This window comes from Kitasatospora brasiliensis, assembly GCF_032654805.1.
GTDB classification, from domain to species: domain Bacteria; phylum Actinomycetota; class Actinomycetes; order Streptomycetales; family Streptomycetaceae; genus Kitasatospora; species Kitasatospora brasiliensis.
This window is the reverse complement of the sequence record NZ_JAUOOW010000002.1, coordinates 221,352-235,087: the sequence shown is the minus strand read 5'-3', so window position 1 is coordinate 235,087 and position 13,736 is coordinate 221,352. Positions and strand designations below refer to the sequence as shown.

General features: G+C 72.1%; 11 protein-coding genes and 1 tRNA gene. 4 read left to right on the top strand and 8 right to left on the bottom strand.

Annotated elements, in window-relative coordinates; translation table 11 throughout:
- The first annotated feature begins 1 nt into the window (after nt 1).
- The 3 genes from QWJ13_RS08925 to QWJ13_RS08915 are packed head-to-tail and all read left to right on the top strand — an operon-like array spanning nt 2 to nt 2,576.
- A complete protein-coding gene (locus QWJ13_RS08925; protein WP_316522180.1) occupies nt 2–664 on the top strand; it encodes an aminodeoxychorismate/anthranilate synthase component II in 663 nt (220 codons plus the stop codon).
- Nucleotides 665–669: 5 nt separating this feature from the next.
- Entirely contained in the window at nt 670–1,686 is a 1,017-nt protein-coding gene (locus tag QWJ13_RS08920; protein WP_432277466.1) for a class E sortase, read from the top strand.
- Nucleotides 1,687–1,721: 35 nt separating this feature from the next.
- Entirely contained in the window at nt 1,722–2,576 is an 855-nt protein-coding gene (locus QWJ13_RS08915) for a class E sortase (protein WP_316522178.1), read from the top strand.
- 118 nt (nt 2,577–2,694) lie between these two features.
- Here the strand turns inward: QWJ13_RS08915 and pknB are convergent, their stop codons facing one another.
- The 6 genes from pknB to QWJ13_RS08885 all read right to left on the bottom strand — a co-directional run bounded on the left by pknB (nt 2,695) and on the right by QWJ13_RS08885 (nt 11,174).
- Nucleotides 2,695–4,818: a Stk1 family PASTA domain-containing Ser/Thr kinase gene (pknB, locus tag QWJ13_RS08910; RefSeq protein WP_316522176.1), complete on the bottom strand. Its 2,124-nt coding sequence runs from the start codon at nt 4,816–4,818 to the stop codon at nt 2,695–2,697.
- Between the two features lie 260 nt (nt 4,819–5,078).
- Nucleotides 5,079–6,536 carry a peptidoglycan D,D-transpeptidase FtsI family protein gene (locus QWJ13_RS08905; RefSeq protein WP_316522173.1) on the bottom strand — a complete coding sequence of 486 codons (1,458 nt, stop codon included), beginning with the start codon at nt 6,534–6,536 and terminating at the stop codon, nt 5,079–5,081.
- Nucleotides 6,533–7,909 carry an FtsW/RodA/SpoVE family cell cycle protein gene (locus tag QWJ13_RS08900; RefSeq protein WP_316523944.1) on the bottom strand — a complete coding sequence of 459 codons (1,377 nt, stop codon included), beginning with the start codon at nt 7,907–7,909 and terminating at the stop codon, nt 6,533–6,535. The genes QWJ13_RS08905 and QWJ13_RS08900 overlap by 4 nt, the downstream gene beginning before the upstream one ends.
- Nucleotides 7,910–8,051: 142 nt before the next feature.
- The gene (locus tag QWJ13_RS08895; protein ID WP_316522171.1) at nt 8,052–9,656 is read right to left on the bottom strand and encodes a PP2C family protein-serine/threonine phosphatase; all 1,605 of its coding nucleotides are present in this window, start codon (nt 9,654–9,656) and stop codon (nt 8,052–8,054) included.
- A 53-nt stretch (nt 9,657–9,709) separates the two neighbouring features.
- Nucleotides 9,710–10,255: an FHA domain-containing protein FhaB/FipA gene (locus QWJ13_RS08890; protein WP_316522170.1), complete on the bottom strand. Its 546-nt coding sequence runs from the start codon at nt 10,253–10,255 to the stop codon at nt 9,710–9,712.
- A 46-nt stretch (nt 10,256–10,301) separates the two neighbouring features.
- On the bottom strand, nt 10,302–11,174 hold the full coding sequence (locus tag QWJ13_RS08885; RefSeq protein WP_316522169.1) for an FHA domain-containing protein: 873 nt from the start codon (nt 11,172–11,174) through the stop codon (nt 10,302–10,304).
- A 423-nt stretch (nt 11,175–11,597) separates the two neighbouring features.
- On the opposite strand from QWJ13_RS08885, the gene QWJ13_RS08880 reads away from it, so the two are divergent.
- Nucleotides 11,598–11,681 (top strand) — tRNA-Leu (locus QWJ13_RS08880).
- Nucleotides 11,682–11,760: 79 nt separating this feature from the next.
- On the opposite strand, the gene QWJ13_RS08875 is transcribed toward QWJ13_RS08880, so the two are convergent.
- A complete protein-coding gene (locus tag QWJ13_RS08875; protein ID WP_316522167.1) occupies nt 11,761–12,909 on the bottom strand; it encodes a sensor histidine kinase in 1,149 nt (382 codons plus the stop codon).
- Entirely contained in the window at nt 12,906–13,559 is a 654-nt protein-coding gene (locus QWJ13_RS08870; protein ID WP_316523942.1) for a response regulator, read from the bottom strand. The genes QWJ13_RS08875 and QWJ13_RS08870 overlap by 4 nt, the downstream gene beginning before the upstream one ends.
- Between the last annotated feature and the right edge of the window lie 177 nt (nt 13,560–13,736).

Here is a 13,736-nt window from a genome sequence, read left to right as displayed (position 1 = left end):
CATGACGACCCGGCCGACCCCGCCCCGCATCCTGGTGGTGGACAACTACGACAGCTTCGTCTTCAACCTGGTCCAGTACCTGTACCAGCTCGGCGCCACCTGCGAGGTGGTGCGCAACGACGAGGTGACCGTCGAGCACGCCGTCCGCCGGGACGGCGCGGAGGGCTTCGACGGGGTGCTGCTCTCCCCCGGGCCCGGCGCCCCGGAGGAGGCCGGGGTCTGCATCGAGATGGTGCACCACTGCGCGCGGATCGGGCTGCCGGTGTTCGGCGTCTGCCTGGGCCTCCAGTCGATCGCGGCCGCGTACGGCGCGGTGGTCGGCCGGGCGCCGGAGCTGCTGCACGGCAAGACCTCGCCGGTCGAGCACGAGGACGGCGGGGTGTTCGCGGGCCTGCCGTCGCCGCTGACGGCGACCCGCTACCACTCGCTCGCGGTCGAACCGGCCACCGTACCGGCCGAGTTGGTGGTCACCGCGCGCACCGGGAGCGGCGTGATCATGGGTCTGAGGCACCGTGAACTCCCGGTCGAGGGCGTGCAGTTCCACCCCGAGTCGGTGCTCACCGAGGGCGGGCACCGGATGCTCGCCAACTGGCTCGCGGAGTGCGGCTTCCCGCAGGCGGTCGACCGGTCGGCCGGGCTCGCCCCGGTGATCGGCCGGGGCTGACCGGCGTGACCGCGCTGCGTCCGGAGGGGCGCTTCCAGCCGGAGGCGGACCCGTACGGAACCGTGCAGCCCGAGGACGCCTGGGGCGTGTACGAGCAGGCCCAGGAGCCCATCGTGGACGGGCCCGAGTACCCCTGGCTGCCGGACCAGACCCTCCAGCTGCGGCTGCCCGCCGACCTCGGCGAGGCGCCGGCCGACGAGCCGGCCCCGCCCACCGGCGGCCGGGCCGAGCGCCGCCGCGCCGCCCAGGGCCGCACCTCGCTGCGCTCCGGCCACGGCCGGCGCCGGGCGAACGGCCGCTCCGCCGGGCGGGCGCGCCCCAAGGAGTCCCCGCTGGTGGTGGCCGCCCGGGGCATGGGCGAACTGTGCATCACGCTCGGCCTGGTGATGCTGCTCTTCGTCGCGTACCAGCTCTGGTGGACCAACGTGCAGGCCGACGCGGCCGCCGACGGGGCCCGCAGCCGGCTGGAGCAGCAGTTCGACGCGGCCCCGCCGGCCGCGCAGCCGGGGCAGCCGGCCCCGGACCCGAACAAGCCCGAGGTGTTCGAGCCCGGCAAGGGCTTCGCCATCATCTACCTGCCCAAGCTGGGGCTGAAGTTCCCGATCGCCGAGGGCACCGCCAAGTCGTCGGTGCTCGACAAGGGCCTGGTCGGCCACTACAGCAACACCGGGATGCCGGGCGACAAGGCCGGCAACTTCGCGCTGGCCGCCCACCGCAACACCCATGGCGAGCCGTTCCGGTACATCAACGAGCTCGGCAAGGGCGACAAGATCGTGGTGGAGACCGCCGCGGGCTACTACACCTACGAGGTCACCGGGGGCATCCCGGAGACCTCGCCGAACAACGTGAGCGTGATCAAGCCGGTGCCGAACGGCGCCGGGTACGCCGGTCCGGGCCGCTACATCACGTTGACGACGTGCACCCCGGAGTTCACCTCCAAGTTCCGTCTCATCGTCTTTGGCAAGATGATCGAGGAACGGCCGCGTGCCCAGGGCAAGCCGGCCGCGATCACGGGCGGGTAGCGCCCGGCCGCCCGCCCGGAGGGGGAGCACCGCAGATGCAGGAAGACACCGTGCAGTCGGCCGAACCGGCGGAGGAAGCCTTTCCCCCGCCCCCACCGCGGGGCGGACGGAGGCGGAGCCGGGCGCTGGTCGCGCTCGGGGTGTTCGGCGAGCTGCTGATCACGATGGGCCTGGTGCTCGGCCTGTTCGTGGCCTACTCGCTGTGGTGGACCAACGTGCAGGCGGACCGCTCGGCCTCGCAGGCCGCCGACCGGCTGCGCGGCAGCTGGTCCGCCGGCCCGACCGCCGGAGCCCCGGCCGCCGCAGCCCCGGCCGCGCCCGGCGCCGCGCCGGCTCCCGGGGCCACCCCGTCGGCCGGCGCGTCCGCCGGGGCCGCGGACGGGCCGAGGCAGTTCGCGGCCGGGGACGACGTCGGCTTCCTGCACATCCCGGCGATGGGCCGGAACTTCCAGGTGCTGATCCGGATGGGCACCTCCACCGAGGTCCTGGACGAGGGCGTGGCGGGCGTCTACGAGCAGCCGTACAAGGCCGCGATGCCCTGGGACGAGCAGGGCAACTTCGCGCTGGCCGCGCACCGGGACGGCCACGGCGCCAAGTTCCACGCCCTGGACGCCGTCCACAAGGGCGACGCGGTCGTGGTCGAGACCAAGGACAAGTGGTACGTCTACAAGGTCGACAACACCCTGGCGGAGACGTCCAAGTACGACACCGGCATCGTGGCGCCCGTCCCGGTCCGCTCCGGCTACGAGGGGCCCGGCCGCTACATCACCCTGACCACCTGCACGCCGGTGTTCACCTCGCGCTACCGGATGGCCGTCTGGGGCAGCCTGGTGCGGGTGGACGACATGGACGCCAAGCGCACCCCGCCGCCGGAGCTGCGCTCCTCCTGAGCGCGCCGCACGAACGCCCGAGGGCCCGCCGCAAGCTCTGCGGCGGGCCCTCGGGCGTGCTGGGGAGTTACCCGGCCTCCGGCCCCCGGTTCAGCTGAACCAGGGGAATATCGGGGGCTTAGTGGTCCCCTTTGGGGGGTGTGGTGGTGGGGTCTCCCCCTTTGGGCGGCTCGGCCGCCTTGGTGATCAGCTGGATCTGGGCGTTCGGGTCGACCAGGGTGCCGGCCGGCGGGGTGCTCTGCTGGACGATGGCGTTCAGGTCCGGGGGGCCGCTGGCCACGACGTAGAGCAGGCCGGCCTTCTGGAGCTGGGCGATGGCGTCGGAGAGCTTGACGTTCCCCAGCGGCGGGACCTGGACCTTCTCCGGCGCCTTGTAGATCGTCAGCGCGATCTTGGTGTTGGCCGGGGCCTTGGTGTTGGCCGGGACGGACTGCTGGGCGACCGTGTTGACCTTGGAGGGGTCGGTGGTCTGCGCGGTCTTCGAGGCGTCCACCTGGAAGCCGAGGCCCTGGAGGGTGTTCTGCGCGTCGTCCTTCTGGGCGCCGACCACGTTCGGGACGGTCACCTTGGTCTTGCCCTGCGACACGGTCAGCTTCACCGGGGTGCTCGGGTCGACGGCCGTGTTGGCCGCCGGGTCCTGGGCGGTGACGTTGTCCTGCGCGGCGGTGTCGTCGTCCTTGTACTCGGTGGTGACGTTGGTGAAGCCGAGGTCGGCGAGCGCCTTGGTGGCCTGGTCCTTGGTCTTGCCGACCACGCTGGGGAGCGGCGCTTTGGCCGGGCCCGAGGAGATCTGCACCGTGATGGTGGAGGTCTCGACGACCTGGGTGCCCCCCGCCGGGTTCTGGGTGCAGACCTGGTCCTTCTTGATGTTGGTGTCCGGGCAGGCGATCTTCTCGCCCTCGGCCACCACGAGCTTGGGACCGACCCCGGTGGCCGCCGCCTTGGCCTCCGCCAGGGTCTTGCCGACCAGGTTCGGCGCGGTGACCTTCGCGGCGTCGCCGCTGCCCTTCTTGTCGGCGAACATCGCCTGGGCGACGAAGAAGGTGCCGACCAGGACCAGCACGGCGGCCACCGCCAGCACGATCCAGGAGGTGTTGCTCTTCTTCGGCTGGTCCTCGCCTCGCCGGCCACCGCGGCCGTAGCCGTCGTCGTAGCCGTCGCCCGCGCCGCCCGCGGCGCCGGCGTAGGTCTGGCCGTAGCCGTCGTCCTGGTAGCCGCCCTGCTGCGGGTAGCCGGGCTGCCCGGCGGCCTGCGGCAGGAGGGTGGTCGGGCCGCCGCCGGGCTGCTGCGGCAGCACGTTGGTCTGGCCGTACGGGTCCTGCTGCTGCGGGTAGCCGTTCTGGTCGTAGCCGTAGCCGGCCGCTCCCATGCCGTACGCGGCCTGCTGGGCGGCGGCCACCGGCAGGCCGTCGAGGAAGCGCTCGATGTCGTCGCGCATCTCGTCGGCGGTCTGGTAGCGGTAGTCGCGGTCCTTGGCGAGCGCCTTCAGCACGATCGCGTCGACCTCGGGGCGCACCTCGGGGTCGAAGACCGACGGCGGCTGCGGCTCCTCCCGGACGTGCTGGTAGGCCACCGCGACCGGTGAGTCGCCGACGAACGGCGGACGCACGGTCAGCAGCTCGTAGAGCAGGCAGCCGGTGGAGTAGAGGTCGGAGCGGGCGTCGACCTGCTCGCCCTTGGCCTGCTCGGGGGAGAGGTACTGGGCGGTGCCGATGACGGCCGAGGTCTGCGTCATGGTCATCCCGGCGTCACCCATCGCGCGGGCGATGCCGAAGTCCATCACCTTGACGTTGCCCTGCCGGGTCAGCATCACGTTGGCCGGCTTGATGTCGCGGTGCACGATGCCGGCCCGGTGCGAGTACTCCAGGGCCTGGAGGATGCCGATGGTCATCTCCAGTGCGCGCTCGGGCAGCAGCCGGCGGCCGGAGTGCAGCAGCTCGCGCAGCGTGGACCCCTCGACGTACTCCATCACGATGTACGGGATGGAGATGCCGTCGATGTAGTCCTCGCCGGTGTCGTACACGGCGACGATCGCGGGGTGGTTCAGGGACGCCGCGGACTGCGCCTCGCGGCGGAAGCGGGCCTGGAACGACGGATCCCGGGCCATGTCGGCCCGGAGCGTCTTCACTGCGACGGAGCGGCCGAGCCGGGTGTCATGGCCGAGGTACACCTCGGCCATGCCGCCGCGTCCGAGGACGCCGCCGAGCTCGTACCTGCCGCCGAGGCGACGAGGCTCTTCCATAGTTCCGACCCTCTCCCTCACCCGCCGGTGAGGTTGTGACGTAGGTGTCCCCGCACGCTCCAGGGTGGTGCCTCGCGGTCCGCGACCGTTCTCCGGCCGGGCCGTTCGGTGCCTCGCGGGCGGCAACGGGCACACCCGCTGCTGGCGGATACGCTACCGGTCGTACCGCATCGGACCGGAGTCAGCTGTCGGCCGATATCAGACCGGTATCCGGACGGGACGGGCGATCGTGACATTCCCCTCACCCCGGATCCGGGCTCCTACTTGCCGAGTGCGGCCTGCATCACCGCCTTGGCGATGGGGGCCGCGAGCCGCCCGCCGCTGATGCCGTCGCGGTTCTGCGAACCGTCCTCGACCACGACCGCGACCGCGACCGACTGGCCGTCCGGGGTCTTGGCCCAGGAGGTGAACCAGGCGAACGGCAGCCCGGCGTTGTCCTCGCCGTGCTGCGCGGTGCCGGTCTTGCCGCCGACCTGGAGGCCCGGGATCTTGGCGTTGGTGCCGGTGCCGTTCTCGACCACCGAGACCATCAGGTCCTGCATCTTCTGCGCGGTGGCCGGGCTCATCGCCTGGGAGAACTGCTTCTCGGTGTGCTTGGAGATGGTGGTCAGCGTGGCCGAGCGCTCCTGGTCGACCAGGTACGGCTGCATCAGGCTGCCGTTGTTGGCGATCGCGGCGGAGACCATGGCCATCTGGAGCGGGGTGGCGCGGGTGTCGTGCTGGCCGATCGAGTCCTGGGCGGTGCCGTCCAGGCTCGGGCTGTCCGGGAAGACGCTCTTCTCGGAGCGGACCGGGGTGTCGATGGTGCTGTTGAAGCCGAACTTCTCGGCCTGCGCCCGCATCCGCTCCTTGCCCAGGTCGGCGCCCATCTTGGCGAAGACCGTGTTGCAGGACTGGTCCATGCCGGACTTGACGGTGGCGTTCTCGCAGCGCTCGTTCGGGCTCTCGTTCTTCAGCTGGGTGTTCGTGCCGGGCAGGACGTACGGCTCGGGCGTGTCGGTGGCGTCGTCGATGCTCTGGTAGCGGCCGTTCTCGAACGCCGCCGTCGCGGTGACCAGCTTGAAGGTCGAGCCGGGCGGATAGGTCTCCTTCAGCGCCCGGTTGAGCGTCGGCTTGTTCGGGTCCGCGTCGAGGTCCTTCCAGGCCTTCTGGTCGGCCGCCTCGCCGCCGGCGAAGGTGCCGGGGTCGTAGGACGGGGTGGAGACCAGCCCCAGGATCGCGCCGGTCTTCGGGTCGAGGGCGACCACCGCGCCCTTCTTGTTGCCCATGGCGTCGAAGGCGGCCTTCTGGACCTTGGCGTTGATGGTGGTGACGACGTCGCCGCCGCGCTTCTGCTCGCCGGTCAGCATGTCCAGGGTGTTGCGGAAGAACAGCCGGTCGTCGGTGCCGGAGAGGATGCCGTCCTCCAGCTTCTCCAGCTGGCTGGAGCCGTAGGCCTGGGAGGAGTAGCCGGTGACCGGGGCGTACATCGGGCCGTCGACCCAGGAACGCTTGTACTTGTAGCGCAGGCCGTCGACGAAGTCGGACTTGGTGACCGGCTGGCCGCTGACGATGATGTTGCCGCGCGGGTGGGCGTACCGGTCGTACAGCTGGCGCTTGTTGTTCTTGTTGCTCGCCCAGGACTCGGCCTGGACGCCCTGCACCCAGTTGGTGCGCACCATCAGGGCCAGGATCAGCACGAGGCAGAAGATCGAGACCCGGCGGATCGGCTTGTTCATCGGGCGGGTCCTCCCTGGCCCTCGGTGGCCGGGGCGGGTTCGACCCCGGGGCGGCGGGCGCTGTCGCTGATCTTCAGCAGGATCGCGACCAGCGCCCAGTTGGCGACCACGGACGAACCGCCCTGGGCGAGGAACGGCATGGTCATACCGGTGAGCGGGATCAGTCCGGTGACCCCGCCGGCCACGACGAACACCTGGATCGCCATGGCCGAAGAGAGCCCGACGGCGAACAGCTTGCCGAACGGGTCGCGGGCGGCGAGCGCGGTGCGCAGACCGCGCTGCACCAGCAGCGCGTACAGCAGGAAGATCGCCATCAGGCCGGCCAGCCCCAGCTCCTCGCCGAAGGAGCCCAGGATGAAGTCGCTCTTGGCGGCGAAGGCGATCAGCCAGGAGCGGCCCTGGCCGAGGCCCGAGCCGGTGACCCCGCCGGAGCCGAGCGCCATCAGCGACTGGCCGATCTGCTCGGTGGCGCCCTTCGGCGGGTTCGGGCCGAAGGCGGCCATCGGGTTGAGCCAGGCGTCGATGCGGACCTTCACGTGGCTGGCGGTCGAGGCGACCGCGACCGCGCCGCCGACCGACATCAGCAGGCCGAACAGGATCCAGCTGGTCCGCTCGGTGGCGACGTAGAGCATCACCACGAACAGGCCGAAGAACAGGAAGGACGTGCCCAGGTCGTTCTCGAAGATCAGGATCAGCAGGCTGAGCAGCCAGATCACGACGATCGGGCCGAGGTCGCGGCCGCGCGGCAGGTACAGGCCCATGAACCGGCGGCTGGCCAGCGCCAGGGCGTCCCGCTTGACCATCAGGTAGCCGGCGAAGAACACGGTGAGGATGATCTTGGCGAACTCGCCGGGCTGGATGGAGAAGCTGCCCATCCGGATCCAGATCTTGGCGCCGAAGTCCTCCGCCCGGGACGGGAAGAAGGCCGGCGCGGCGAGCAGCACCAGGGCCACCACCATCGAGATGTAGGTGTACCGCTGGAGCACCCGGTGGTCCTTCAGCAGGACCATCACCCCGATGAAGCCGGCGATTCCCAGCGCCGACCACATCAGCTGGTTCTCGGCCGCCGGGTAGTTGCTCGGGAGCAGCTTGCCCGCCTTGTCGAGCCGCCAGATCATCACCACCCCGAGCCCGTTGAGCAGGGTGGCGATCGGCAGCATCAGCGGGTCCGCGTACGGCGCGAAGCGGCGCACCAGCAGGTGCGCGACCAGCGCCAGGGCGCCCATGCCGAGCCCGTAGCCGAGCATGCCGGCGGGCAGCTTGGAGTCCATCGCGAGGCCGACGTTGGCGTACGCGAGGACCGGCAGCAGCACCGCGAAGGCCAGCAGGGCCAGTTCGGTGTTGCGCCGGTTGGGCGCCTCCTGCGGGGAGATGGTGGTGTTGCCCCGCCGACGGGGGACGGCGCGCTCCGCCGTCGCCCGGCGTCGGCCGGCCCGGGTGGTCTGTTCGCTCAGGTCGTAACTGCTCACGTGGTGACCGCTCCCTGACGGCCGGTCCTATGTCGGATCGGGGACGTCACAGCTTCGGGCAGGCGTTGGCCCGGCTGAGCTCGTCGTCGGTCAGCGGGGCGTCGCCCTGCGTGCCGGCGGCCGGAGGGGTGGCGTTCGGCGCCGGGGCGGGTGCCGCCGGGGTGGTCGGCGTCGGGGTGGCCGCGGGCGCGGTGGACGGTGCCACCGCGGTCGGGCTGCTCTTCTTCTCGGCCGGGGTGGGTGTGCTGGCCAGGTACGCGGCCGGCGTGGCCTGGCCGGGGGCCGGGGTGGCCGGCTTCGCGGCGCGCTGGCACAGCTTGACCCAGCCGTCGAGCTCGGTGACCGTGGTCTGGGCGTCGTTGAGGCTGGCGACCGAGATGGTCTTCTTCACGTGCGCCTGCTGGTCCTCGGGCAGCCACTTCAGCTGGATCTGGCTGTACGAGGAGTGCACCGAGGACAGGCTCAGCCCGGCCAGGTTCTGGTTGATGCCCTGGTAGATCGCGACGTGGTCGTCCTGGGCGGCGACGTAGTACTGGTCCTGGGTCCACTGGTAGCCGAAGTAGCCGGCGCCGCCGAGCAGGCCGAGCGTGACCAGGACGGCCACCGAGATCGTCAGGCCCTTGCGCTTGCGCCTGTGGGGCCGGCCCTCGTCGAAGTCCTCGGTGCCGTACACCGAGGGCTCGGCGGAGCCGTAGCCGCCCTCGTAGCCCTCGGCGGGGCCGAAGCCGCCCGGTGCGGCGTCGTAGCCCTCCTCGTAGCCCTCGGCCGGGCCGAAGGCGCCCTGCGGGCCGCGGCCGAGGCCGGCGGCGCGGCCGGCCGGGGTGTCCGCGATCGAGCGGTCGGCGGCGGCCGAGGACGGCGGGGCGTCGGCGACCGCGCCGACCACCACCGGGACGTCGTTGAACTGGCCGCTCATGGTGTCCGTGGCGCCGACGTCGATGACGTCCGCCACGATGCAGGTGATGTTGTCCGGACCGCCGCCGCGCAGCGCGAGCTGGATCAGCTCCTGCACGGTCTGCTCGGGCGAGTAGTAGCTGCCGAGGGTGTCCTGGAGGGTCTGGTGGCTGACCGGGCCGGAGAGGCCGTCGGAGCAGATCATGTAGCGGTCGCCGGCCCGGACCTCGCGGATCGACAGGTCGGGCTCGACCTGGCCGCGGCCGTCCAGCGCCCGCATCAGCAGCGAGCGCTGCGGGTGGGTCTCGGCCTCCTCGGGCGTGATCCGGCCCTCGTCGACCAGGCGCTGCACCCAGGTGTGGTCCTGGGTGATCTGCGCCAGCGAACCGTCGCGCAGCAGGTAGGCGCGGGAGTCGCCGACGTGCACCATGCCCATCCGCTGGCCCGTCCACAGCATGGCGGTCAGGGTGCAGCCCATGCCCTCCAGCTGCGGGTCCTCCTCGACCATCTGCCGGAGCCGGTCGTTGGCGCCCTGGACGGCGTCGCCCAGCAGGGTCAGCAGGTCGGCGCCCGGCACGTCCTCGTCCAGTCGGACGATCGAGCCGAGCACCTCGGAGGAAGCGACCTCGCCGGCCGCGGCGCCGCCCATGCCGTCGGCCACGGCCAGCAGCCGCGGCCCGGCGTAGCCGGAGTCCTCGTTCCCCTCCCGGATCAGTCCCTTGTGGGAGCCGGCGGCGAAGCGCAGCACCAGGGTCATGCGACCTGTGCCCCCCTCTGGGTCATGGACGGGATGCTGTCCCTCATGCGCTACTACTTCCGCAGTTCGATGACGGTCCTGCCGATACGGATCGGCATGCCCGGCTGGAGCGGGGTGGGCGCGGTCAGGCGCTGCCGGTCCAGATAGGTGCCGTTGGTGGAGCCTAGATCCTCGACCGTCCACTGCCCAGTCTGATCCGGATAGATCCTGGCATGCCGGGAGGACGCGTAGTCGTCGTCCAGCACGATGGTGGAGTCGTGCGCGCGGCCCAGTGTGATGGTCTGGCCCTGGAGCGCCACCGTGGTGCCGGCCAGCGAGCCCGCGACCACGACCAGCTGGGTCGGGCCGCCGCGACGGCGGCCGCCGCCGCCCTGGGTCTGGGCCGCCGCCGGAGCGGCCGGGGCCGGTGCCGCGGCGCGTGCGGCGGTCGCGGTGGCCGGGCCGCCGCCGGCCGGGGCGCTCGCGCCGCGACGGGAGGACCGCGGGTTCACCTTGGTGCCGAACAGGTCGCTGCGGATCACCTGGATCGCGACGATGACGAACAGCCACAACACGGCCAGGAAGCCCAGCCGCATGACCGTGAGGGTCAGTTCTGACATGACCGTCCCGCCAGTCGGTGAGCGAGGCGCGCGAACAATTCGGACACTACCCTTCGACCTGCCGGTAGACGATGGTGGTGGAGCCCACGACGATTCGCGAGCCGTCGCGGAGCGTAGCGCGCTGGGTGTGCTGTCCGTCCACCACGATCCCGTTGGTGGAGCCCAGGTCGAGCACCATCGACGGGGTGCCGGGCCGGATCTCGGCGTGCTTGCGGGAGACCCCGGGGTCGTCGATCCGCACGTCCGCCTCGGTCGAGCGGCCGAGCACGCAGGCCGAACCGGAGATCTGGTAGCGGGAGCCGTTCACCTCGACCCAGCGGCGCATCGCGGTGCCGCCGTGGCCGGAGCCGGGGAAGGCGCGGACGTTTCCGCCGGCGGGCGCGGGTGGGCCCGGGGGCATCGCGGGGGGCGCGGCCGGCGGCGGGGGCGCGTTGTACTGGCCGGCGCCGGGCTGCTGCCACGGTGCGCCGGGGGCCGGAGCGGCCGGCGGGCGGTCGTAGCCGGGCTGCTGCGGCGGGTACTGCTGCTGCGGCTGCTGGGGCTCCTCGGCGGCGAGGGTGCGGCTGCGCACCCGGTACAGCCCGGTGTCCAGGTCGTCGGCCTTCTCCAGGTTCACCTGGAGCGGGCCCATGAAGGTGTACCGCTGGGCCTCCGCGTACTCGCGGACCATGCCGGCCAGCTCGGTGCCGAGCTGCCCGGAGTAGGGGCTGAGCCGCTCGTGGTCGTGCGGGCTGAGCTCGACGATGAAGTCGTTCGGCACGACGGTGCGGTCGCGGTTCCAGATGCTCGCGTTGTTGTCGCACTCGCGCTGAAGCGCTCCGGCGATCTCCACGGGCTGGACCTCGGACTTGAACACCTTCGCGAAGGTGCCGTTGACGAGACCCTCAAGTCGCTGCTCGAACTTCTTCAGCACTCCCATGGGGCACCCCCTTCCAGGGTTCGTTCGCCTGCCTGCCGGCCGCGTCCCGCCCGGGACCCGGTCACGCCTCCTACTTGCGGTACTTCCGTACTGATCGTATCCACGCCGGGCCCTTCCGTACGGTTCCCGGACCGTGTGGTGCCCGGGGGTGGGCTCGGACACACAGGGTGACGCATGTCGGGTGCGGCACGCCAGGTGTGCGCGTCGGGGCGCGCTTCCGATGGTCGTACGGGCGTTCGGAGGGCATTCGTTCGAATGTCGTCGGCCTCCCCGGACAACGGATTCGGAGCATCCCCCGAGGTCGTGCTAATGTTTTCCACGTCGGAAGGGCCGCCCGGAAGGGAGGCCGGACCAAGGAAGCGCGAAGTACCGAATGGTGCGGAGCGGTTCGGAAGTCCGGTCGGCAACGAAGACGACACCCATGCGCGGGTGGCGGAATAGGCAGACGCGCTGGATTCAGGTTCCAGTGCCCGAAAGGGCGTGGGGGTTCAACTCCCCCCTCGCGCACAGTGAAGCCCCGCAGATCTACGGATCTGCGGGGCTTTTTGTTGTTCCCGGGGCCGTGCTTCCGGCGGGGTCGGCCGGATCAGCCCGGGCCGGCCGGGAGGTCGGCGCGGACCTCGAAGCCGCCGTCCGGGGTCGGCCCGGCGGTGAGGGTGCCGCCGAGCAGCTGGGCGCGCTCGCGCAGGCCGACCAGTCCGTGGCCACCGCCCGGCAGGGTCTCGGCCGGATGCACCGGCGGGGCGTCGTTGCGGACCTCGACCCGCAGCCGGCGGCCCTTCGCCCGCACCTTCACGTGCACCGACGCCTCCGGGGCGTACTTGGTGATGTTGGTGAGCGCCTCCTGGACGGTGCGGTAGGCGGCCCGCTCGACGGCCTCCGGCCAGGGGCGGTCGCCGGGGACCAGCTCGGCGTCGGCGGCCAGACCGCTCTGCTCGATCAGCCGCGGCAGGTCCGCCAGCCGGGGCTGCGGGGCGAGCGGGGCGTCCGGCAGCCCGCCGCCGGTGCCGCGCAGCACCCCGACCATTTGGCGCAGCTCGTTCAGGGTCCGGACGGACAGCTCGCGGATGGTGCGCGCGGAGGACACCGCGGCCGGATCGGTGCTGCTCACCTGGAGCGCGCCGGCCTGGATGCTGATCAGGCTGACCTGGTGCGAGACCACGTCGTGCATCTCCCGGGCCAGCCGGCCGCGCTCGCTGATCAGGACCCGCTCGGCGAGCAGCCGGCTCTCCCGCTCCTGGCCGCGGGTCAGCTCGTCCAGCCGGGCGGCCAGCTCCCGCCGGGTGCGGGCGAGCAGGCCGGTGGCGGCCGGACCGGCGGCCAGCATCACGGCCTGGATGGCGTCCAGCGCGGTGGCGCGGCTGACGTCGACCAGGTCGGCGGGCAGTGGCCAGTGGAAGAACTCGACCAGGGCGAACAGGACGCCGCAGGGGATCACGATCCGGGGGCGGGGGCGCTCGGCGGCCACCGAGTAGACGGCCGTGATCGGGGCCAGCCAGATCTCGTCCACCCAGCTGCCCGGCATGGTGAGCAGCAGCGCCACCACCGGGAAGCGGCGGCGCCAGAACAGGGCGACGGCGGCCAGCGTCGACAGCGCGACCTGCCACCAGGCGGCGTCCCGGGCGACCAGGGCGGCGTCCAGCAGGGAGTAGAGGACGGGCAGCAGCAGCATCAGCCAGGGGGCGGTGCACCAGGCCGGCAGCCGTCCGGACGGCAGTTGGTCGGCGGCCGTCATGCCCCGTTGCCGGGCTTGGGCCGGACCAGCCCGGCCCGGTGGGCCAGCACGGCGGCCTGGACCCGGTTGGCGGCGCCGAGCTTGCCGAGGATCGCGCTGATGTGGTCCTTGACGGTGCCGGTGCCGAGGAAGAGCCGGTCGGCGATCTCGGCGTTGGACAGGCCCTCGCCGAGCAGCGCGAGGACGTCGAGCTCGCGGCCGGTGAGGGTGCGGGCGAGGGCGGTGGCCTCGGCGTCCGGGCCGCCGCCGTCCACGTAGCCGCCGATCACGGTGCGGGTGACGGTCGGGGAGAGGATGTTGCCGCCGGCCGCGAGCACCCGGACGGCGTGCACCAGCTGGTCGGGGGCGGTGTCCTTGAGCAGGAAGCCGGCCGCGCCGCCCCGCAGCGCGGTGCCGATGTACTCGTCGGTGTCGAAGGTGGTGAGCATCGCCACGGCGGGCGGGTCGGGCAGGGCGCGCAGACGGCGCAGCACCGAGATGCCGTCGAGGTCGGGCATCCGGATGTCGAGCAGCACCACGTGCGGGCGCAGCCGCTGGACGTGTTCCTCGGCCTGCCCGCCGGAGCAGTCGCCGACCACCTCCAGGTCGGCGGCGGAGCCGACGATCAGGCCGAGGCCGGAGCGGACCAGGATCTCGTCGTCGACGATCAGCACGCGGGTGGTGGTGATGGTGCCTCCTCGGTTCGGGCGGCCGGGTCGGGGCGGTCCGCGTGGGTCGCTTCGAGAGTAGGGCCTGTCACCCGGGTCTTCGCGAACCCGGCAGGGACCCGGGCGACAGGCCTCCTGGCCGGCCGTGCCCGGGTGCCGAACGGTCGGGGGGTGTGAACC